The organism is Streptomyces sp. RP5T (genome assembly GCF_003933965.1).
In the GTDB taxonomy this organism is placed as follows: domain Bacteria; phylum Actinomycetota; class Actinomycetes; order Streptomycetales; family Streptomycetaceae; genus Streptomyces.
Window position 1 is genome coordinate 1 of the sequence record NZ_RSAJ01000014.1, and the last position, 21,842, is coordinate 21,842.

Annotated in this window: 18 protein-coding genes and 2 pseudogenes; 14 read left to right on the plus strand and 6 right to left on the minus strand. The window is 69.2% G+C overall.

The window, feature by feature from the left end; translation table 11 throughout:
* The 3 genes and pseudogenes from EHS43_RS02920 to EHS43_RS02930 all read left to right on the plus strand — a co-directional run.
* Positions 1-248, plus strand: a pseudogene (locus EHS43_RS02920) (hypothetical protein); the annotation flags it as partial.
* Positions 249-324: 76 nt separating this feature from the next.
* Positions 325-1,758, plus strand: coding sequence for a flotillin family protein (locus tag EHS43_RS02925; RefSeq protein ID WP_125188946.1), 1,434 nt, complete (start codon positions 325-327; stop codon positions 1,756-1,758).
* Positions 1,759-2,284: 526 nt separating this feature from the next.
* The gene (locus tag EHS43_RS02930; protein WP_125188947.1) at positions 2,285-2,785 is read left to right on the plus strand and encodes a CBS domain-containing protein; all 501 of its coding nucleotides are present in this window, start codon (positions 2,285-2,287) and stop codon (positions 2,783-2,785) included.
* A 29-nt stretch (positions 2,786-2,814) separates the two neighbouring features.
* On the opposite strand, the gene EHS43_RS02935 is transcribed toward EHS43_RS02930, so the two are convergent.
* Positions 2,815-3,279 carry a hypothetical protein gene (locus EHS43_RS02935; RefSeq protein WP_260470360.1) on the minus strand — a complete coding sequence of 155 codons (465 nt, stop codon included), beginning with the start codon at positions 3,277-3,279 and terminating at the stop codon, positions 2,815-2,817.
* A 591-nt stretch (positions 3,280-3,870) separates the two neighbouring features.
* On the opposite strand from EHS43_RS02935, the gene EHS43_RS02940 reads away from it, so the two are divergent.
* Complete coding sequence (locus EHS43_RS02940) at positions 3,871-5,187, plus strand: glycoside hydrolase family 30 beta sandwich domain-containing protein (RefSeq protein ID WP_125188948.1); 1,317 nt, start codon at positions 3,871-3,873, stop codon at positions 5,185-5,187.
* A 28-nt stretch (positions 5,188-5,215) separates the two neighbouring features.
* Here EHS43_RS02940 and EHS43_RS47365 read toward each other — a convergent pair.
* The 3 genes and pseudogenes from EHS43_RS47365 to EHS43_RS02955 all read right to left on the minus strand — a co-directional run.
* A pseudogene (locus tag EHS43_RS47365) lies at positions 5,216-5,483 on the minus strand (dehydrogenase); the annotation flags it as partial.
* Between the two features lie 37 nt (positions 5,484-5,520).
* Complete coding sequence (locus EHS43_RS02950) at positions 5,521-5,931, minus strand: cupin domain-containing protein (protein WP_125188949.1); 411 nt, start codon at positions 5,929-5,931, stop codon at positions 5,521-5,523.
* A gap of 32 nt (positions 5,932-5,963) precedes the next feature.
* The gene (locus EHS43_RS02955) at positions 5,964-6,980 is read right to left on the minus strand and encodes a zinc-dependent alcohol dehydrogenase family protein (RefSeq protein ID WP_125188950.1); all 1,017 of its coding nucleotides are present in this window, start codon (positions 6,978-6,980) and stop codon (positions 5,964-5,966) included.
* Between the two features lie 212 nt (positions 6,981-7,192).
* On the opposite strand from EHS43_RS02955, the gene EHS43_RS02960 reads away from it, so the two are divergent.
* The 3 genes from EHS43_RS02960 (at position 7,193) to EHS43_RS02970 (ending at position 10,569) form a co-directional block, all read left to right on the plus strand.
* Positions 7,193-8,065, plus strand: coding sequence for a helix-turn-helix domain-containing protein (locus EHS43_RS02960; protein WP_125188951.1), 873 nt, complete (start codon positions 7,193-7,195; stop codon positions 8,063-8,065).
* Between the two features lie 601 nt (positions 8,066-8,666).
* Complete coding sequence (locus tag EHS43_RS02965; RefSeq protein WP_125188952.1) at positions 8,667-9,575, plus strand: zinc-binding dehydrogenase; 909 nt, start codon at positions 8,667-8,669, stop codon at positions 9,573-9,575.
* Between the two features lie 79 nt (positions 9,576-9,654).
* Positions 9,655-10,569, plus strand: coding sequence for an AraC family transcriptional regulator (locus EHS43_RS02970; RefSeq protein WP_125188953.1), 915 nt, complete (start codon positions 9,655-9,657; stop codon positions 10,567-10,569).
* 137 nt (positions 10,570-10,706) lie between these two features.
* Here the strand turns inward: EHS43_RS02970 and EHS43_RS02975 are convergent, their stop codons facing one another.
* Positions 10,707-11,723, minus strand: coding sequence for a LacI family DNA-binding transcriptional regulator (locus tag EHS43_RS02975; protein WP_125188954.1), 1,017 nt, complete (start codon positions 11,721-11,723; stop codon positions 10,707-10,709).
* 282 nt (positions 11,724-12,005) lie between these two features.
* Between EHS43_RS02975 and EHS43_RS02980 the strand changes: the two genes are divergently transcribed.
* The 4 genes from EHS43_RS02980 (at position 12,006) to EHS43_RS02995 (ending at position 16,901) form a co-directional block, all read left to right on the plus strand.
* Positions 12,006-13,316: an ABC transporter substrate-binding protein gene (locus EHS43_RS02980; protein WP_125188955.1), complete on the plus strand. Its 1,311-nt coding sequence runs from the start codon at positions 12,006-12,008 to the stop codon at positions 13,314-13,316.
* A 147-nt stretch (positions 13,317-13,463) separates the two neighbouring features.
* A complete protein-coding gene (locus EHS43_RS02985; RefSeq protein ID WP_260470364.1) occupies positions 13,464-14,393 on the plus strand; it encodes a carbohydrate ABC transporter permease in 930 nt (309 codons plus the stop codon).
* A gap of 13 nt (positions 14,394-14,406) precedes the next feature.
* Positions 14,407-15,348, plus strand: coding sequence for a carbohydrate ABC transporter permease (locus EHS43_RS02990; protein ID WP_125188957.1), 942 nt, complete (start codon positions 14,407-14,409; stop codon positions 15,346-15,348).
* Positions 15,349-15,437: 89 nt separating this feature from the next.
* Positions 15,438-16,901, plus strand: coding sequence for a GH1 family beta-glucosidase (locus tag EHS43_RS02995; protein ID WP_125188958.1), 1,464 nt, complete (start codon positions 15,438-15,440; stop codon positions 16,899-16,901).
* Positions 16,902-17,074: 173 nt separating this feature from the next.
* On the opposite strand, the gene EHS43_RS03000 is transcribed toward EHS43_RS02995, so the two are convergent.
* Positions 17,075-17,512 (minus strand): Lrp/AsnC family transcriptional regulator, encoded by a 438-nt coding sequence (locus EHS43_RS03000; RefSeq protein WP_125188959.1) that lies wholly within the window; start codon positions 17,510-17,512, stop codon positions 17,075-17,077.
* A gap of 159 nt (positions 17,513-17,671) precedes the next feature.
* Here EHS43_RS03000 and EHS43_RS03005 point away from each other — a divergent pair, with 159 nt between their 5' ends.
* From EHS43_RS03005 to EHS43_RS03015, 3 genes are all read left to right on the plus strand, one after another.
* Entirely contained in the window at positions 17,672-18,946 is a 1,275-nt protein-coding gene (locus EHS43_RS03005) for an ArgE/DapE family deacylase (protein ID WP_125188960.1), read from the plus strand.
* 297 nt (positions 18,947-19,243) lie between these two features.
* A complete protein-coding gene (locus tag EHS43_RS03010; RefSeq protein WP_125188961.1) occupies positions 19,244-20,659 on the plus strand; it encodes a non-reducing end alpha-L-arabinofuranosidase family hydrolase in 1,416 nt (471 codons plus the stop codon).
* Between the two features lie 52 nt (positions 20,660-20,711).
* A complete protein-coding gene (locus tag EHS43_RS03015) occupies positions 20,712-21,818 on the plus strand; it encodes an SGNH/GDSL hydrolase family protein (RefSeq protein WP_125188962.1) in 1,107 nt (368 codons plus the stop codon).
* Positions 21,819-21,842: the final 24 nt, after the last annotated feature.

The window sequence follows — 21,842 nt, forward strand, 5'->3', positions numbered from 1 at the left end:
GCCTCAGCCGGGCCCTGATGCGGGACGAACCCGGTACCACCCCGCGCGGCAGGGATCTGGTGGGCAGTTCGGGCTCCGTGGTGACGCCGATCCCGGCCGACGGCTACGGCGAGGTGCTGGTGCACCTGGCCGGCCAGCCGGTGAAGTACGCCGCCAGGAGCGCTGCGGCCGTAGCGCGCGGCACCGAGGTGTGGGTCGAGGAAACCCTGTCGGCGACCGCCGTCGCGGTCCGCCCGGTCGACCGCTGAGTCATTCCCGTTCGACGTTGTTGTTCGTTCGTTCCGCCCCGCACTCCGGGGACTGGTTCCAAAGAGGGGCGTTGTCATGAGTTCTGTCCTCGTCGCGGTCGTGGGAGTCCTCGTACTCCTGGTTCTGCTGGCTCTGGTCGTTGTCACGCGTTACAAGGTGGCCGGCCCCAGTGAGGCGTTCATCGTCACCGGCCGGCGCGGCAAGAAGGCCACCGATCCGGAGACCGGCCGGATCTTCACCGACAACAGCGGGCAGAAGGTCGTGGTCGGGGGCGGCGTGTTCGTCGTTCCGTTCGTGCAGCAGAAGTTCACCCTGGACCTCTCCTCGCGGCACATCCCGGTAGCAGTGCGCGGCGCCGTCACCCTGCGCGGTGTCAAGGCGCACCTGGAAGGCGTTGCCATCGTCAAGGTCGGCGGCAGCGAGGACTCCATCCGGGCTGCCGCGCAGCGGTTCCTGATGCAGCAGGACGGCATCGTCGGCTTCACCCAGGAAGTGCTGTCCGGTGCACTGCGGGCGATCGTGGGCCGGATGTCGGTGGAGGACATCATCCGCGACCGGGCGGCGTTCGCCGGACAGGTGGCGGAGGAGGCGGAGGCGAGCCTGTCGGGGCAGGGGCTGGTCCTGGACGCCTTCCAGATCCAGGACATCAGCACCGAGGGCTCCTACCTCGAAGACCTCGGCCGTCCGGAGGCCGCCCGTGCCAAGCAGGAGGCCGACATCGCCGAGGCCGTCGCCCGGCGGGCCGCCGAGCAGGCGCGGCTGAAGGCCGAGGAGGAAATCGCGATCGCCCAGCGGACGTTCGCGCTCAAGCAGGCCGAGATCAAGGCCGAGACGGACGAGGCCGCCGCACGCGCCGCCGCCGCGGGCCCGCTGGCCGAGGCCGCCCGCTCGCAGGAGGTACTGAGCGAGCAGGAGAAGGTCGCCGAGCGGCAGGCCGCGCTGACCGACCGCGAACTGGACACCAAGGTCCGCAAGCCCGCCGACGCCGCCCGCTACCAGGCTGAACAGGAGGCCGAAGCCCGCCGCATCGCCCTGGTCAAGCAGGCCGAAGCGGACGCCCAGCGCTCCCGGCTGACCGGTGAGGGCGAGAAGGCCCACCGCGCGGCGCTCGCCGACGCCGTACGGATCGAGGGCGAGGCCGAGGCCGCCGCAATCGGTGCCAAGGGTGCCGCCGAGGCCGAGGCGATGCAGAAGAAGGCCGACGCGTTCGCCCAGTACGGCGATGCGGCCGTGCTGCAGATGCTCGTCGAGGTCCTGCCCAGCGTGGTCGCCAAGGCGTCCGAGCCGCTCAGCGCCATCGACAAGATGACGGTCATCTCCACCGACGGGGCAAGCCAGCTGTCACGGACCGTGGCCGACAACGTCGCCCAGGGCGTCGAACTCCTCGGCTCCACCACCGGAGTCGACCTCGCCGAGCTGCTGAAGAACATCACCCAGCGGGGAAGGGTCGCGCAGCCCGCAGGCCCGACGCCCGCCGAAGCCAACGGAAAGATCGAGGTGACCAGCTGACATCGGACACGAGGTGACCGGCTGACATCGGACACCCGGTGGGGCAGTGCGCCCCGACGGTCCTCGAACCGCCCGGGCGCACGCCGCGGTCCGGCACCTGCCAGGGACCGTGGCCGCACAGAGCCTTGTTCCGCTCCTGGGCGGCGCCCTGATATGGAGTGCGCACCCGGTTCCCCTGGCTCTGGCCGATCGGATGGTCAGCATGCGCCCTCCCCCTGGCGTCCGCCTCGTTGCGGGGCCGGGCACCCCGTCGAGTCCGACGTCGTACGAGCCCATGGGGCATCCGCGTGAGCCTGGAGGCCGGCGTGCTGATGTTCTCCGCCGGGCTCATCGGCGGATCACAGCTCAGTGAGCGGTTCTGTCGGCGGCTGCGCGGTCTCATGCAGTCGAGGAGAGACCCGCCAGAGCCGGGACGCCACGGTGAACCCGCGGCCACGGCGTATGTTCCTCGTCAATGACCTGGCCCGCGGCCCGAAACCGTACGACGCTGGGACCGGGAACATTTCCATCGGAGGAGGAGCCCGCCGTGCGCGCTCGTGACCTGGCGGTCGAATACGAAACGGTGAGCGTCGACAGCGACGCCATGGACGCGGCCCGCCTGATGGCCGAGCACAAGCTGCCGGCCCTGCTGGTGCTGGACGAGCGGGGCGAGCCGAGGGCGATCCTTCCAGCCTCCCAGATGATCAAAGTGCTGGTGCCGGCCTACGTCGTCGAGGATCCGGCTCTCGCCGCCGTCGTCGACGAGAAGCACGCCGACCGGCTCTGCCAGGCACTTGCCGGGCGCCGCGTGGGGGACTGCCTGTCCGGCCAGGCGACCCCGCCGCCGGTCGCCGACCCCGACGACACCGCGCTGGAGGTGGCCGCGCTGATGGCGCAGGTACGCAGCCCGCTGGTGGCGGTCGCCGAGAAGGCCGAAACCGGAACGAGCGGCCGGAAGCAGGGCGGTACCCGCTTGCTGGGTGTGATCACGGCCTCCCACCTGCTGCACGAACTGCTGGGCGCGGCTGGAGCGTCGAGCACCACCTGACTGCTCGGTGAAACCGGCGCACGTGCCGACTACTCCAAACCGGAAGCACGCGAGATCTCCCGGCACACCTCGGCGTCGATCCGTCTGCCCAGACGCTCCAGGGCCGGCCCGCCGCACCGTAGCGTGCCCCGCTCCAGGGCACGCTGCGCGCCGCGTTCGAGGTGGTGCCACAGCAGGGGGTTGGTGATCAGAACCCTTGGATCCAGCTCCAGCCGGCCGCCGGATGTGTCACTCAGCACCAGTCGCTGTGTGATTCCGTCGGACACGTCCACAGCCACCAGGCGGTCTGTCCGGATTCGGCGTCGACTTATCAGTCCCCGCGCTTCGAGCCCGCCGGCCCGCGCACTCAGGCGTGGTGGCGTCAGGACGATCGAGAGCACCACGGCGAGCACGGCCCATCCGGCCGACCGCATGACGGTGATCCGCACGAGCCCCCAGTCGAGCAGCATGAGCGCTGCGAAGAACCCGGCGCCCCAGATCAGCGCGCTTCGCACCTCTCTCCCCCAGTACCGGTCATGGACCACACCGCCGTTCTCCGAACGGCCGGTTCCACGGGTCGAAGTGCGTTTTCGGATGTGCCCTCCCATACGCGCCAGAGTAGACACGCCCCCTGGAAGTGTCTCCGGCCATGACAGGGCAGCCCACCGGCTTCCACCAGCGCCACGACATACACGCAGGCGAACTGGCACGTGGCGTGGTGGTGGATCGCCGGCCGGCCAGGGACAGCGGCGCCGACCACCGCCGGGGCCACAGCAGAGAGGACCATCGCACGGTCCGCCCCATGACGCCGCTGCCGTCGCAGACGAGCCAACGATGCCCCTGAGCCTTGACGCCGGAGAGCGGTGATCCTACGGTCCCTACACGCCTCACGATCGGTAACCTCATCGAAACATTCGACAAGAGGGAGCGCTCCCACTCAGTCCGGCGCGTCAGATTCAGGCTCTACCTGCACAGTGCACGAGCACCTCACCACGCCCGTCCCGAAAATTTCGCCCGTGACGGGTGCGCGCGGCGGCAGATGACGTCGAAGCAGCGAGGCGCAGCCGAGAAAGCCCACATCAGCGTCACGTCCAGACGGAGGAGCAATGTCGTTGCACCGTAGCGATACCGGCAGCACAGGTCCGGCACTTCCGCTTCCCAGCCGCCGGGCCGTCCTCGCGACCCTCGGCACCCTGCCGGTCCTCGCGGCCGCGGCACCGGCGGTGGCAGCGTCCCGAACCGAGTCCCTGGCAGCCGCCGCCGTGACCGTCGACCCGTCGGCGGCCCGGCAGACGATCCGGGGATTCGGCGGCATGAACCACCCGCTGTGGATCGGTGACCTGACATCTGCCCAGCGCGACACGGCATTCGGCAACGGAGACGGACAGCTCGGCTTCTCCATGCTGAGAATCTTCGTCTCGGAGGACAAGGCGAACTGGAGCCGTGAGGTCGCGACGGCGAAGCGGGCCATCGAGCTCGGGGCCACGGTCTTCGCCTCGCCTTGGAATCCCCCCGCCCAGATGGTCGAGACCTTCGTCCGCGGCCAGCAGACCAACGCGAAGCGGCTCCGGTACGACATGTACGGCGCCTACGCGCAGCACTTGAACGACTTCGTCGCCTTCATGCGGAGCAACGGCGTGAACCTGTACGCCATTTCTGTGCAGAACGAGCCCGACTACGCCCACGACTGGACCTGGTGGACGCCCACAGAGATGACCAGGTTCCTGCGGGAGAACGCCGGCTCGATCAGCACCAAGGTGATCGCTCCGGAGTCCTTCCAGTACGTCAAGAGCTTCTCGGACCCGATCCTCAACGACTCCGCGGCCCTCGCCAACCTCGACATCCTCGGAGCCCACCTCTACGGCACCTCGTTCCAGAACTTCCCCTACCCCCTCTTCCAGCAGAAGGGCGCGGGCAAGGAGCTGTGGATGACCGAGGTCTACTACCCCAACAGCAGTGATTCGGCCGACCTTTGGCCGCAAGCACTGGACGTGGGGGAACACGTCCACCGCGCGATGGTGGACGCCCAGTTCCAGGCGTACGTGTGGTGGTACATCCGGCGCGGCTACGGGCCCATGCGCGAGGACGGCCGGATCAGCAAGCGCGGCGCCGCCATGGCGCACTTCTCGAAGTACGTCCGCCCAGGGCACGTTCGGATCGCCGTGACCGCGAACCCGCAGTCCAACGTCTACCTCTCGGCGTACAGGGGAAGCGGCTCCCGGCTGGTCATCGTCGCCGTCAACAAGGGGACCTCGCAGGTGAGTCAGCAGTTCATCCTGCAGAACAACGCCTCGACCAACGTGTCCTCCTGGCTGACGGACGCCGGCAGGACGCTCGCGTCACAGAGCAGGATCACCGTGTCGAACGGCTCTTTCACCGGGCAGCTGCCGGCGCAGAGTCTGACGACGTTCGTGACCGGGTGAGGGCCTCGCACCAGCACTTCGGCGTCCGAGCACTCCTCTCCACGACGGGCTTCATGAAGTCACCGCGCGGCACCGGTCTGAACTGGAGGACCTCGATCGGCCCGAGTTCCTCGGCCGCCGCGTGCAGGGCCACGGTCAGGGAACCGGGGGCGAGGACGTCGGCGGCGAAGCCGCGCGCTTGGACACCGTCACCCTTGCGTTCGGGCGCGAGGGCGCCGGTGGCCGACGGCGCCGAAACGACGGGCTGCGGCCAACCCCAGGCCCGGGCCGGCGCCGACCAGGGCGAACGTGGTCACGGTCACCTTTCGAGTGAGGACGGGTAAGGCCGCGGTGTCAGTCGGTGGCCGGGGCGGCGGTGTACTCGTCGTCGGTGACCGGGCTCAGCCAGTGCACGACGTCGTGGTCCTCGTCGCCCTCGTTGATGGCCAGGTGGACCATCAGCCGGTTCGGAGCGGCGCCGTGCCAGTGCTCCTCGTCGGCCTCGAACAGCACACGGTCGCCGGGCCTGATGACCTCGACGGGACCGCCGCGGCGCTGGCACAGGCCGACGCCCTCGGTGACGAAGACGGTCTGCCCCAGCGGGTGGCGGTGCCAGTGGGTGCGGGCACCGGGCATGAAGTGCACCAGGGACGCGGTGACCCGGGAGGGAGCCGGGGCCGCGGCGACGGCGTCGATGTAGACGTCACCGGTGAACCAGTCGGCCGGGCCCTTTGCGGTGTTGATCGAGCTGCGGGTGATCTGCACGGAGTGCTCCTTGCCTTGTCCGGTCGGGAGGGTCAGGGCGTCAGAAGGGTCTTGACGGCACGGCGCTCGTCCATCGCCTTGTAGCCCTCGGCGACCTGTTCCAGAGGCAGGGTGAGGTCGAAGACCTTGCCCGGGTCGATGGCTCGGGTGAGGACGCGGTCGATCAGGTCGGGCAGGTAGCGGCGCACGGGGGCTGGTCCGCCACGCAGGCCGACGTGGGAGAAGAACAGCTCCTGCCCGTCGACGGCGACCTCGTGGGGGACGCCGACGAAGCCGACGCTGCCGCCGGGCCGGGCCGAGTGCAGGGCCTGGCTCATGGACTGGGCGGTGCCGACGCACTCCAGGACGCTGTCGGCCCCGATGCCACCGGTCAGGTCCTTGATCTTCTCGACTCCCTCGTCGCCGCGTTCGGTGACCACGTCGGTGGCGCCGAACTCCTGGGCGAGCTTCTGACGGGAGGCGTGGCGGGACATGGCGATGATCCGCTCCGCGCCCATCTGCTTCGCCGCGATCACGGCGCACAGGCCGACCGCGCCGTCGCCGACCACCACGGCGGTCGAGCCGGGCCGCACCTGGGCGGCGTCCGCGGCCCACCAGCCGGTGCCCATGACGTCGGAGACGGCAAGCAGGCCGGGCCAGAACTCCTCGCCGGGCACCTCGTCGGTGGCGACCAGGGTGCCCTGAGCGTTGGGGACACGCACGTAGTCGGCCTGGCAGGTGGACATGAACTCACGGTGCAGGCAGTTGGACTGGAAGCCGTTCCTGCAGTTCACACAAGTGTTGTCGGAGGTGGCGAAGGAGCCGACGACGAACTGTCCCGGCTTCACCGCGGTGACCTCGGAGCCGACCTCCTCGACGAAGCCGACGTACTCGTGACCCATCGGATGCGGGTCGCCGATCGGTTCGGCGCCGCGGTAGGGCCACAGGTCGGAGCCGCAGACACAGGTGACGGCCGTACGGATGATCGCGTCGGTGGGGTGGAGCAGCTTCGGGTCCTCCAGGGACTCGAAGCGGACGTCGCCGGGGGCGTGAATGACTGCGCCGCGCATAGATGAGCTTCCTTCGCGTGCTGAGGCGTGCGATCCCGGGTGCCGGGGCCGTCACTGCGTGCAGGGTCAGGCGCAAGATCCCGTCATGATGACCGGGCGAGAAGCACCACGTCATCCAGCCAACCCTCTCCTCGCACGGAGAACGAGACACCGTCAAGGGGTGTACTGGCAGTACATCCCTGAGGGCGCGGACGGGACGTACCGTCGAAGGCGTGGACAATCGAGCAGAGGCCCGCGAGTTCCTGACCTCGCGGCGAGCCAAGATCACTCCCGAGCAGGCGGGCCTGCCCTCGGGGAGCCGCCGGCGGGTACCGGGTCTGCGTCGCAGCGAGGTCGCCGCGCTCGCCGATGTGAGCGTGGAGTACTACGCCAAGCTGGAGCGCGGGAACCTCGCCGGTGCCTCCCCGGCCGTCCTCGAAGCCGTCGCGCGCGCCCTCCGGCTCGACGACGCCGAACGCGCCCACCTCCTGAACCTGGCGCAGGCCGCCGACGGCTCCGACGCCCTCACCCGCCCCCGGCGGCGGGCCACGCCATGGAAGCCGCACCGCAGCCTGCAGTGGGTCCTGGACGCCATCACCGCCGGCCCGGCCTTCGTCCGCAACGGACGCATGGACCTGCTCGCCGCCAACGAGCTCGCCCGCGCCTTCTACACCGACGTCTACGCCACGCCCGGCAACCGAGCGAACCTGGCCCGCTTCCAGTTCCTCGATCCCGCTTCCCGCCGCTTCTACCCCGACTGGGACCAGGCCGCCGACATCGCCGTGGCCATCCTGCGCACCGAGGCCGGCCGCAACCCCCACGACAAGGACCTCCACGAACTAGTCGGCGAGCTGTCCACCCGCAGCCCCGAGTTCCGCACCCGCTGGGGCGCCCACAACGTCCGCCTCCACGGCACCGGCACCAAACGCTTCCACCACCACGCGGTCGGCGACCTCACCCTCGCCTACGAGGGCCTGGAAATGGCCGCCTGGCCTGGGCTCACCCTCACCGTCTACACCGCCGAACCCGGCTCGGCCGACGAAGAGGGACTGCGCCTGCTCGCTTCCTGGGCCGCTACCCAGAAGGCGGGCGCCGCCGACGGCTGAAGTCCGGGACGGAGGAATGGGCGGCCGGCTGCTGACATAACGGCGTTGGTCGCCTCGGAGCTTGCTGTTCTCGATCTCCAGAACGTGGAGAACCCGCGCCAGGAGCCGCGCCGCAGCGCCTCGCAAGCGGACAAGGCGACGGAAGTGCGGTCTGCCCTGGACGAGCGGACCCGGATCGCCCACACCGCCCGCGACTGGCTCGCCAAACTCCACCGCCCCTCAACTCCAGCATGGGCTCGGGCTCGCCGGACGAGTCGGCGCCCGACTGACTGCCCAACTCTGCTTCCCGGCGGGCCGGATGGCCCGCTGCGCAGGGTCATCGCGCTACCCGACCCGCAGCCCAGCACGCCGACTGTGCTGGGCGTGGACGACTTGCCATCCGCCGTGGGCGGACCCACTCCGCCACGAGGGGTGGCGTCGCCGGCGTGGATGGGCCACGAGTCGCCTGATACAGATCGTCAGTTGATTGATCCTCACGGGGCTGGTCGCTGTCCTGGTCGTGCGTAGGGTTTTCAGAAGGCGGCAGTGCGGCATTCCACGCACTCGATCCGCTGCCGCGCCGAGTGTCCAGGCGCGTCCCTGAGAGAAGGAAGCAATCCTTATGCGCGCCCTTGTGGTCGATCACAGCGAGGCCGGGCCCGTCCGGTTCGCCGATGTCGATGAGTCTGTGCCGTCCGCCAGTGAGGCGTTGGTGGAGATACGGCACATCGGTCTCAATCTCGGCGAGTTGAGGTACCCGCACGAGTGGCCGGCCGGCGCCGTGCACGGCCACGACGCGGCGGGCGTCGTGGTGCGCGCCGCATCCGACGGCTCGGGACCGCCCGAAGGTGCACGCGTCGCGCTGGGAATGGCTCCCTACGCGTGGGCGGAGCGGGTGGCTGTCAGCTCTGCCTGGCTCGGCATCGTCCCCGAGGGTGTGGATCTGCCCGACGCCGCCGCGCTGGGCGTCGCCGGGGTCACCGCGCTCCGGGTGCTGCGCAAGCGTTCCGTGCTGGCGCGCAACGTCCTGGTCACCGGTGCCAGCGGGGGCGTGGGGCACTTCGCCGTCCAGCTGGCGGCGCTGGCGGGAGCCCGGGTGACGGCGCTCGTCGGCTCGCCGGACCGGGCCGCCGGACTCCGCGAACTCGGGGCCGGCGAGGTCCTGACCGACCTGGCCGAGACCGAGGACCGGTTCGACCTCGTCCTGGACACGGTCGGCGGGCCGCTGGCAGCCCGTGCGTGGAATTCCCTCGCCGAGGGCGGCAGTATGCACGTGGTCGGCTTCACCTCGCACCAGGACACCGCGTTCCCCTCGGGGACCTTGTTCGGCTTCGGCGAACCCCGCACCATCGCCACTTATGGCGACATGACGCCGACCAGCGAGGCACTGACGGATCTGCTGGGCCTCGTAGCCACTGGGAGGCTCACGGCACCGGTCGGACTGCGAGGCGACTGGAAGGATGTCGACGACGCCATCCAGGCACTGTTCGCCCGAAAGGTGCAAGGAAAGATCGTCCTCGACGTGACCTGAACCCTCGACAAGGACGGATGCGATCCCGCCCACCGCCCACCACCGGTCGCCGTGCGCGACGCTCGACGAAAAGGGAACCATGGACGTGCTCGCGAAGGTCCTGCGGGTTTCGGGTGCGCGGGGGGCGCTCGGGGTCGTACTGAAGGCCGGAGGGACTTGGGGCGCGTGGCTGGACTCCTATCCGGGAGCGGCGCTGCACGTGGTCTCCCGGGGCACGATGTGGCTCCACGTCACGGGTGAGAAACCCCTGGAGGTGCAGGCCGGAGACGCTGTCCTGGTGTCACCGGGCACCGCACACGGGATAGCCGGCGGCTCCAGCGTGACGATGGGACCCTGTGACCGTGAGGCGGCGGTCCAGGCCGTAGCCGAGGGGAGTGCCCTCCACCTGGGGTCGGCTCCCGCGACCACGGAAGTGATCGTCCTGCACTACGAGCAGGATCCGGAGGTGAGCACACCGGTGCTCACCTCCTCCCGGCCGATGCACGTCGCAGCCCAGGAGAACGCACAGCTCAGAAGGACCGTCGAACTCCTCGCGGCGGAGCTGGCGCAGCCGCAGATCGGCACCACCGCCGCCGTCAACAGCATCGTCGACCTTCTGCTCGTCCAGTTCGTACGCACCTGGCTCGCCCGCCACCCGGAGGAAGGGTCCGGCTCGTGGCTGGGTGCGATGCGTGATCCGGTCGTGCGTGATGCCCTGGCATGCATCCACGCCCAGCCGGAACGCCCCTGGACCACGGAGACCCTGGCCGCCGCGACGAGTGTCTCCCGGGCGACGCTGTCCCGGCACTTCCGGTCCGCTCTCGGACAGACGCCGGGGGCGTATGTGACGCAGTGGCGCATGGACGTGGCGTCGGTCCGGCTCCGGGAGACCGACGAGCCGGTCGAGTCGATATCCGGTGCGGTGGGATACAGCTCTCCGCACGCTTTCAGCCGTGCCTTCCGGCGCTCCCGAGGCATGTCCCCTCGCGAGTACCGGTCGCGTCTTCGCAAGTGATCGCGGGCAGACGATCGACGGCCACGCTTGAGCGCACGTGCGCGTCGCGCCCGCCGCGGAGTGCGGCCGCGCGTCCGAGCCGGAAGGTGTGCTCGCGCTCCTCCAGCACCGTGGCCCACCCGCCACCCCTCACGAACTCACGACGAATCGCGTACCACGAGCTCAGTGGGCAGCGTGACCCGCCGACGCGGCCTGTCGCGATCGTCGATCTCCTCCAGAAGGATCTGGGCGATCATCGCGCCGATCTCCTCGACAGGCTGACGGACGGTGGTGAGGGGCGGATTGGTGTGCCGGGCGATGATGGAGTCGTCGAATCCGACCACAGCCACGTCGTCGGGGACCCGCCTCCCCTGCCTGCGCAGCTCCGCCAGGGCCCCCGCCGCCATGACGTCCGAGGCCACGAACAGGGCGTCGAGGTCAGGGACTCGTTCAAGGAGTGAACGCATGGCCGCCGCTCCGCCCTCCTCCGTGAAGTCGGCCGAGGTCACGAGCCGGTCCGTGGCCTCATGGCCCGCCTTCTCGAGCGCCTCGCGCCAGCCCTGGAGCCTGCTGCGTGCCACATCCATGTCCAGCGGTCCGCTGATGGTGGCGACAGTGCGCCGCCCCCGTGCCAGGAGGTGCTTGACGGCCGCCGCGGCCCCGCCCGCGTTGTCGGAGTGCACATGGCTGAGCGACTCGTCGCGGGAGCGACGGCCGGCGAGCACCGTGGGCAGCCCCATGTCCTCCAGCAGTCCCGGCAGCGGGTCGTGCTCGTGCACCGAGACCAGGAGCACCCCGTCGACACGCCGTTCCGCGACCGACTCGGTGAGCTGGTCCCGCTCGGCCTGGTCGCGTACCAGCACCAGTTGGAGCTGTGTGCGGGTCTCCGCGAGGGCGGTGCTGACTCCGCGGATGACGGCCGAGAAGTAGGGCTCCGAGCCGAGTCTGCTCTCCGACTCGGGGATCACCAGGGCCACGGAGTTCGTCCGGCTCGTCTTGAGCCCGCGGGCGACCGAGTTCGGGACGTAGTTCAGCTCCGCGATGGCGGCGAGCACGGCGGCCCTCGCCTTCTCGCTGACGAGCTCGGAGCCATTGATGACTCGTGAAACCGTGGTGCGTCCGACACCGGCGCGCGCGGCCACGGTGATGATGGTCGGACGTTGCCTGTCCCCCATGGCGCCTCCCTCGCTCGGTGCTGCCCGGACGGCTGTCACCTGCGCATTGTGCCAGACCTGCGGAGCGTGCCCGCAGGGCCCGGGTGCGGGCTGCCGACATCTTTCCGCAACGAAGTGGATTCAACTTCTTGACAGACGCCCAGCGGGGCGGCGAGGCTGCGGGCTCCCGGGTGGGCACGTTCCCACCGTCGAATGGGAACGTGCCCACCGGACAAAACGCGCCTTCCAGGCGAGTCGTGGGCTCGAACTCCGGTGCGTCAGCGCCGCCGCTAGGAGGACGAAATGGACAAGTTCCGAAGGAAGTTGCGTACGAGAGTCGTGGCCGCGGTGTCGGTCGCGTCGGCCCTGGGTCTGGTCGTGGGCTGCGGAGGCAGCGACGGCGGAACCGGCGGGGGGAAGAAGGACGGCAAGGTCACCATCACCATGGGGCTCTTCGGCGTCATGGGCTTCAAGGAGACCGGTCTCCTCGACAAGTACATGAAGGAGCACCCGAACGTCGTCATCAAGGCGGACGTCGCGGGCGACGAACAGACCTACTACACCGCCCTGCAGACCCACCTGGCCGCCGGCAGCGGGCTCAAGGACATCCAGGGCATAGAAATTGGTCGGGCCAAGGAACTGTCCGACACCCAGAAGGACAAGTTCGTCGACCTGTCCGGCGTGGCCGGCACGGACCACTTCCTTCCGTGGAAGCAGAGCCAGGTCACCACCGCGGACAAGAAGGTCATCGGCCTCGGCACCGACATCGGCCCGATGGCCGTCTGCTACCGCAAGGACCTCTTCGCACAGGCGGGCCTGCCCACGGACCGTGACGAGGTCGCGAAGCTGTGGGAGGGCGACTGGTCGAAGTACGTCGACGCGGGCAAGCAGTTCAAGCGGAACTCGAAGGACGACAAGGTCGCCTTCATGGACAGCTCCAGCGGCCTGTTCAACGCCATGATCTACGGCAACTCCCAGCAGTTCTACGACAAGCAGGGCAAGCTGATCTACGCCACCAACCCTGTCGTCAAGGACGCGTGGAAGCTCGCCTCCGAAGCGGCCACGTCCGACCTGACCGCCAAGCTCCGCCAGTTCCAGCCCGGTTGGGACCCCGGTCTGGCCAACAGCACCTTCGCCAGCACCGTCTGCCCGGCATGGATGCTCGCGCACATCAGTGAGAAGGCGGGACCGAAGAACAAGGGCAAGTGGGACGTCGCCAAGGCACCCAAGGGCGCCAACTGGGGCGGATCGTTCCTCGGCGTGATGGAGAAGAGCCCCGTCAAGAAGGAGGCGCAGGACCTGGTCGCCTGGCTCACCGCCCCCGAGCAGCAGGCCTACCTCTTCGAGAAGATCGGCAACTTCCCCTCGTCGCAGACCGCGCTGAAGATGCCCGAAGTGGTCGACGCCAAGTCGGACTACTTCAGTGGCGCCCCCATCGGGAAGATCTTCGGCGCCGCCGCCCAGGAGATCCCCGACGAGCAGGTGCTCGGCCGCAAGGACGGCACCATCAAGGACATCTTCTCGCAGGGCCTGACCCTGATCGAGGCGCAGAACAAGAGCCCGAACGAGGCCTGGAACACCACCGACGAGCGCATCAAGAAGGCCGCCGGCTGACCCAGGGCCACTGCCCGCCTCCTCCGCCCGGCGCCCCACGCACGGCCCGCGTGGGCGCTGGGCCCCCTTCCCGCCTCACCACCCGTCCAGGAAGGACGCCTTCCGGTGGCCATCTCCACCTCGACACCCCCAGACGGTGCGACCGGCATCGGCGCGGAGCGCCAGCGGCGCCGCACGCTGCTGCACCGCCTCGACGTCCGGGGTGCGCCGTACGCCTTCGTCGCCCCGTTCTTCGTCGTCTTCGCCGCCTTCAGCTTCTACCCGCTCATCTACACCTCGTGGATCTCCCTGCACCGCGTCGAACTGTCCACCCTGAACCTCATGGAGTGGGTCGGCTTCGACAACTACACGGCGCTGTGGGACGACGACCGGTTCTGGAACGCACTGGCCAACACCTTCACCATCGGCGTCCTGTCGACCGTGCCGCAGCTGTTGATGGCGCTCGGACTGGCACACCTGCTCAACTACCAGCTGCGCGGCTCGACGTTCTTCCGCGTCGCCGCCCTGACGCCGTACGCCACCTCGGTCGGTGCCGCGGCCCTGGTGTTCACGATGCTCTTCGAGCGCGACTTCGGCATGATCAACTGGGCGCTGGGCCTGGTCGGTGTCGACCACATCGACTGGGAGAACAACAAGTGGGCGGCGCAGACGGCGATTTCGTCCATCGTCATCTGGCGCTGGACCGGGTACAACGCCCTGCTCTACCTGGCGGCGATGCAGGCGATCCCGCGTGACCGCTACGAGGCCGCGGCCATCGACGGCGCCTCGCGGTGGCAGCAGTTCCTCAAGGTCACCGTCCCCGGCATCCGCTCCACCATCGTGTTCACCATCGTCCTGTCCACGATCGGCGCCACCCAGCTCTTCGGTGAACCCCTGATCTTCGGCCAGGGCCCGAACGGCATCACCGGAGGAGCGGACAACCAGTACCAGACGCTGGGCCTGCTGCTGTACGAGGAGGGCTGGAAGAACTACCAGATGGGCCGGGCCGCCACGGTCGCCTGGGCGATGTTCCTGCTGCTCATCCTCGTGTTCGTCGTCCAACGCATCGTCAAGCGCCTCATCACGCGCAGGACCTGACCGGGAGATCTCCATGACCACAGACAGCATCCCGGTCCAGGCGGCGGACCCACGCCCCGCGACCGCGCGGAAGACCCGCAAGGCCACCCCGGCCGGTGACCGGCGCCGCCAACTGTTCCGGCACCCGGGTGCCGGACGTCAGCACCACGCGGGTCCCGTCGCCTACATCCTGCTGGGGTTCGCGGCGCTGGTGTCGCTGTTCCCGCTCTACTGGACGATGGTGGCGGCCTCGACCGACAACACGCGCGTCACGCAGACGCCTCCGCCCTTCCTGCCCGGGCCCCACCTGCTGGAGAACCTCGGCAAGGCATGGGAGGACGCCGCGCTGGGCAAGGCCATGCTCAACAGCCTGATCGTGGCGGGTGCGATCGCCCTGTCCACGGTGCTGTTCGCCACCCTCGCCGGCTTCGCCTTCGCCAAACTCCGCTTCAAGGGCCGCAACATCCTGCTGATGCTCGTGATCGGCACGATGATGGTGCCGCCTCAACTGGGCGTCGTACCGCTGTTCATGATGATGACGGAACTGGGCTGGGGGCAGAAGCTGCCCGCGGTCATCTTCCCCACCCTCGTCAGCGCCGTCGGCGTGTTCTTCATGCGCCAGTACCTGTCGGAAGCGCTGCCCGACGAACTCGTCGAGGCGGGCCGGGTGGACGGTGCGCACTCCCTGCGCATCTTCTGGAGCATCGTGCTGCCGATCGCCCGGCCTCCCATGGCCGTGCTGTTCATGATCACGTTCGTGCACGCCTGGAACGACTTCTTCTGGCCCTTCATCGTGCTCGACATGACCAATCCGACGGTGCCCGTCGCCCTCACCCAGCTCAGCGCGGGATACGTGCGCGACCAGTCTCTGATCATGGCGGGCGCTCTGCTCGGCACGCTGCCTCTGCTCGCCCTCTTCGTCGTCTTCGGCCGTCAGATCGTCGGCGGAATCATGCAGGGGGCCGTCAAGGGATGAACGCCGGGCCCTCCCCCGCTGCCGCGGGCCCTCGAAGTCCGCACCCAGTTTCGCCTCTCCCGCCCCGCCCCACACTCGGAAGGACCCACGTGACCACCGCAATCCGACGCGTCGCGCCCGCCCCGGAGAACATCGCCGTCCACAGGTTCCCGCCGGGGTTCACCTGGGGCACCGCCACCGCCGCGTACCAGATCGAGGGTGCCGCTTCCGCGGACGGTCGCACTCCCTCCATCTGGGACACCTACTCGCACACGCCCGGCAGGGTGCGCAACGGTGACACCGGTGACGTGGCCACCGACCACTACCACCGCTGGCGCGAGGACGTCGAGATCATGGCCGACCTCGGGGTGAGCGCGTACCGCTTCTCCCTGTCGTGGCCGCGCGTACAGCCGACCGGCCGCGGCCCGGCCGTGCAGAAGGGGCTCGACTTCTATCGTGCTCTGACCGACGCGCTGCTGGAGAAGGGCATCGAACCGGTGGTCACGCTGTACCACTGGGACCTGCCGCAGGAGCTGGAGGACGCCGGCGGCTGGCCGGAGCGCGCCACCGCCGACCGGTTCGCCGACTACGCGGCCCTGGCGGCCCATGCGCTGGGAGACCGGGTGAAGACCTGGATCACCCTCAACGAGCCCTGGTGCAGCGCCTTCCTGGGATACGGCTCGGGCGTCCACGCGCCCGGGCGCACCGACCCGGTCGCCGCCCTGCGGGCCGCGCACCATCTCAACCTCGCCCACGGCAAGGCCGTTCAGGCACTGCGCGCCGAACTGCCCGCCCGCGCCCAGGCGTCCATCACCCTCAACATTCATCACGTCCGCGCGCTGACCGAGTCGGCCGAGGACCTGGACGCGGCCCGGCGGATCGACGCACTGGCCAACCGCGTCTTCACCGGCCCGCTGCTGGAAGGCGCGTACCCCCAGGACCTCCTGCGGGACACTGCGGGCCTGACCGACTGGTCCTTCGTACGGGAGGGCGACACCGCCACCATCCACCAGCCGCTGGACTTCCTGGGCGTCAACTACTACACGCCGACGCTCGTCTCCGCCGCCACCGACGAGACCGGCCGGCACGGTTCCGACGGCCACGGCGCCAGCGAGCACAGCCCCTGGCCGGGCGCCGACAACGTCGCCTTCCACCGGCCGCCGGGCAGCACCACGGCGATGGGCTGGGCGGTCGACCCCAGCGGTCTGTACGACCTGCTGACGCGTCTCAAGGCGGACTTCCCCGCGATGCCTCTGATGATCACCGAGAACGGAGCCGCATTCGACGACTACGTGAACCCGGAGGGCGAGGTGTCCGACCCCGAACGCATCGACTACCTCCACGGTCACCTGTCGGCCGTGCACCGGGCGATCAGGGACGGCGTCGATGTCCGGGGCTACTTCCTGTGGTCCCTGCTGGACAACTTCGAGTGGGGTTACGGCTACAGCAAGCGTTTCGGTGCCGTCTACGTCGACTACCCGACCGGCAAGCGCATCCCCAAGGCCAGCGCACGGTGGTACGCCGACCTGGCCCGCACCGGCATCCTGCCGGAGGGGAGCAGCGGAAGCCGGTGAGCGCGGGGTGAGCCGCATGGCCGCCGGAAACCCTGGGGCCGGCCGCGGATTGCTCAGGGACGTGGAGCCGGATCATTCCTCGTGTACGCGGGGAATGATCCGGCTCCGGGTCGATGTGTCCCCGTCGCGCCAAGGTGTGACCCCCGGGACTCGCCGTCATCGCACCGCCTCGATCACACGCGAGGCCGGTTCAGCAGCCGGGAGAGGACGATGGCGCTCTCGGTCCGTTCGACAGGAGCGGTGGCGCGCACCCGTTGGATAGCCTGTTCCAGGTGGGGGATGTCTCTGGCGAGCATGTGGACGACCGCGTCGGCGGCGCCGGAGACGGTACAGGCTTCGACGACCTCGGGGATGTCCTTCAGGGCGTGGCACAGTTCGGCGGGGGTGGGATTGCCGCTGCAGTAGACCTCGACGAAAGCCTCCGTGTGCCAGGCCAACGCCTGCGGATCGATGAGAGCGGTGAAACCGCGGATCGCTCCGGTGGCCACCAGGCGGTCCAGACGCCGCTTGGCTGCGGGCGCGGACAGCCCGGCCGCCTTGCCGATCTGGGCGTACGTGGCACGTGCGTCGTGCACGACGTAACGGATGATCGCTTCATCGATGGCGTCCATGGCACCACTCCCGACACTGGGCGGCGCAAGAAGTCGCCACGGAGTCCCCAATATTGCAAGAAAGCAATGCCAGGCAGCAGCAAATGGAGATTGCTTGCACCATTTCTCCGACCATAGTCTCCGGCTTGTCCTGATGTCACGTGCCGGAAGCAGGTCGAGATGACAGCAAGCCTGAGCGATGCCGAAGCCGCGGCGCTGTCCGCAGTGGACGAAACCGCCATCGCCCGGCTGCTGCTGAAACTTCTGGCCGTTCCGAGCGTGACGGGCAGCGCCGCGGAGTCCGAGCTTCAGCACGTCCTGGCCCGGCAGCTGGAGCGGATGGACCTCGCGGTCGACCTGTGGTCCGTGAATCTGCCCGAGCTGTGCGCCCATCCCCGCTTTCCCGGCAGCGAGGCGCCCCGCACGGAGGCCTGGGGCCTGGTAGGCGACACACGGCTCCAGGGCGACGGGCCGGCCCTGGTCCTCCAGGGCCACGTCGACGTCGTCCCTCCCGGGGACCTGGCGCGATGGGAGGGTGACCCTTTCCGTCCCCGGGCCACCGGGGACGTGGTGCACGCACGAGGAGCGTGCGACATGAAGGCGGGGATCGTGGCGATACTCGCCGCCCTCGCCGCGATACGGGAAGCGGGCGCAAGGCTGCGCGGTCGGGTGTCGGCGCATTTCGTCGTCAGCGAGGAGGACGGAGGACTCGGAGCGTTCGCCACCCTCCAGCGGGGCCACACCGGTGACGCCTGCATCATCACCGAACCGACCAGCGGCGCGCTCATGACGGCGAACGCCGGCGCCCTCACCTTTCGTCTCGACGTACCCGGCCGGGCCACCCACGGCAGCACCAGATACGCGGGCATGAGCGCCATCGACGCGTACCTGCCCATCCATCACGCGCTCGCCCGGCTGGAAGCCCGCCGCAACATGCGGGCCGACCCGCGCATGTCCGAATACCCCATCCCCTACCCGCTGTCCGTCGGCACCCTCCGTTCCGGCGACTGGGCCAGCAGCGTGCCCGACCTGCTGGTGGCCGAGGGAAGACTGGGCGTGAAGCTGGGCGAGGACCCGGCCCAGGCGCGCACCGAACTGGAGGTGTGCGTGGCCGAAGCCTGCGCGGCCGACCCCTGGTTGCGCTCCCACCCCGCCACGGTGACGTGGCCCGGCGGACAGTTCGCCAGCGGACAGCTGCCGGCCGGGCATCCGCTCGCGGCCCGAGTAGCCGACGCGCACGCCACCGTCACCGCCGGTCCACGGCCCTCCGAGCGAGGCGCCCCTTACGGCAGCGACCTGCGCCTGTACTCCGGGGCAGGCATCCCCACCCTGCAGTACGGCCCCGGCGACGTACGCCTCGCACACGGTCCGCAGGAACAGGTCCGCGTGAGCGAAGTCGTCACCGTCACCCGGGCGTTGATCCTCGCCACCTTGCGCACGGTCGGCACCATGTAGGGCCCCTCAACGCCGACCTGCCGTCACACCGCCTCCACCCAATCTTCAGAACACCCCATGTTTGACATGGTTGTCCGAGTGGAGAATCCGACTTCCGGCGACCCACAGCGCGCGTTTTCTGTCGCGGGGCTGGACACCGAGTACGTGTGTACCCGCTAATCCATCCCATGTATGAGTGAAGTGGATCGATGAGCGGGGCTCCCTCTACGCCACCCCGCCCTTCACCTGCGCGACGTTTCGACCATTGTTCGACATCCCGAACGCACGCGGTTGCATCGCACCAGGAAAGAGGACGTCATGCTCAGACGTACGTCAGGCCGCAGGCATCTGTCCGTACTGCTCGCGGCCCTTGCCGCTTTAGCGGCATTGCTGGTGGCCGAGCCCGCACAGGCAGCCACCACCGGCGCCGTGCGCGGCGTCGGCTCCGGCCGGTGCCTCGACGTGCCGGGCGCGGCTCAGACCGACGGCACGAGTCTGCAGATCTACGACTGCTGGGGCGGGACCAACCAGCAGTGGACCCTCACGGACTCCAACCAGCTGACCGTGTACGGCAACAAGTGCCTCGACGTTCCGGGCCACGCCACCACGCCCGGTACCCGGCCGGTGATCTGGTCGTGCAGCGGCGGCACCAACCAGCAGTGGCGGGTCAGTTCCGACGGCGCGATCGTGGCCGTGGAGTCCGGGCTGTGCCTGGACGTGTCGGGCGGCGCCACGGCCAACGGCACGGCCGTGCAGCTGTGGAACTGCAACGGCGCGGCCAACCAGCAGTGGACCGGCCTGTCCACGCCGTCGGGCGGCACGTGCGCCCTTCCGTCGACCTACCGCTGGAACTCGACCGGCCCACTTGCGCAGCCGGCGAACGGGTGGGCCGCCCTGAAGGACTTCACCACCGTCACCTACAACGGCAGGCACCTCGTCTACGCGACCGTCTCGGACGGGTCGTCGTGGAAGTCGATGGCGTTCAGCCCCTTCACGAACTGGTCGGACATGGCGACGGCCGGCCAGACCCAGATGAGCCAGGGCGCGGTGGCTCCCACACTGTTCTACTTCGCGCCCAAGAACATCTGGGTGCTGACGTCCAACGGGTGGGGCACCCCATGGCCGTTCGTCTACCGCACGTCGAGCGATCCCACCAACCCCAACAGCTGGTCCGCGGCACAGCCCCTGTTCACCGGCAGTGTCCCCGACGGCAGCGCGATCGACCCGACCCTGATCGCCGACGGCCAGAACATGTACATGTTCTTCGCCGGGGACAACGGCAAGATCTACCGGTCGGCCATGCCGATCGGGAACTTCCCGGCCAGCTTCGGCTCGTCGTACACGACGATCATGAGCGACACGGTGAAGAACCTGTTCGAGGCGCCGCAGGTCTACAAGGTGCAGGACCAGAACCAGTACCTCATGATCGTAGAGGCCCGCGGCGCGAGTGAGCAGCGGTTCTTCCGCTCCTTCACGGCCTCCGGCCTGAACGGCCCGTGGACCCCGCAGGCCGCCACCGAGAGCAACCCCTTCGCGGGCAAGGCCAACAGCGGTGCCACCTGGACCAACGACATCAGTCACGGTGACCTGGTCCGCAACAACCCCGACCAGACCATGACCGTCGACCCGTGCAACCTGCAACTCCTCTACCAGGGCCTGTCCCCCAACACCCCGTCGGGCACGCCCTACATCCAACTGCCGTACCGGCCGGGCCTGCTCACCCTGCAGCGCTGACCCGCCCCGTCACGGCAACGGGCGCGCGATCACTCGTAGAAGAGGACACTGCATGAGAAAGCCCCGGATGTTACTCGTCTCCCTTGTCGCCGCCGCGCTCGCGGCGACGGTGTCAGGTGTGACCACCCCCGCTTCCGCCGCCCCCAACACGCCTTTGCGGGTCATGCCGTTGGGCGACTCCATCACGTGGGGCGTGGGGAGCAGTACGGGCAACGGCTACCGGAGTCCGTTGTGGAACCAGCTGGCGGCGGACGGCCATCCTCTGGACTTCGTCGGTACGTTGCGGGGCGGGACGATGTCCGACCCCGACAACGAGGGTCACTCGGGATACCGCATCGACCAGATAGCCGCCCTCGCGGACGCCTCGTTGACCCGCTACCGGCCCAACGTCGTGACGCTGCACATCGGTACCAACGACCTCCAAGGGGCTTCCGAGGTAGACACCGCCATCGCGCGGCTGAGGTCGCTGGTCGGCCAGATCACCGCCGACGTTCCCGACGCGACCGTGCTCGTCGCCTCCCTGGTCGTGTCCACCAGCAGTTCGGAGGAGCAGTTCCGCGGCGCGTACAACCAGGCCGTCGGCCGTATCGTCAGCGATGCCCAAGCGGCGGGGAAGCATGTCGCGTACGTCGACATGAGCGGCCTGACCACAGCCGACCTGGCCGATCCCCTGCACCCCAACGACGCCGGTTACCAGAAGATGGCCGACGCCTTCCACCGCGGCGTCCAGGCCGCGGACAACGCCGGGTGGCTGAGGAACCCGGCGCCGGCTCCCGCGCGCGTACAGTCCGGCGTCGCCGGCAAGTGCCTGGACGTCAGCGGGGCGGGCACCGCCGACGGAACCGTCGTCCAGACATGGAGCTGCGGGGACGGCGCCAACCAGTACTGGTCCTCGTACACCGACGGCACCCTGCGCTCCATGGGCAAGTGCCTCGACGTCGCCGGTGGGGCCACCGCCAACGGCACCAAGGTTCAGCTGTGGACGTGCCACGGCGGATCCAACCAGGTCTGGCAGGTCTACAACGGCGGCTACCGCAACCCCGCCTCGGGCCGCTGCCTCGATGTTCCTGGCTCCTCCACGGCCGACGGCACGCAAGTCCAGCTGTGGGACTGCAACAACGGCTCCAACCAGAAGTGGACCGCTCTGGCCGCCGGGTGAACCGCCCGGGTGCAGGCTGCTCCG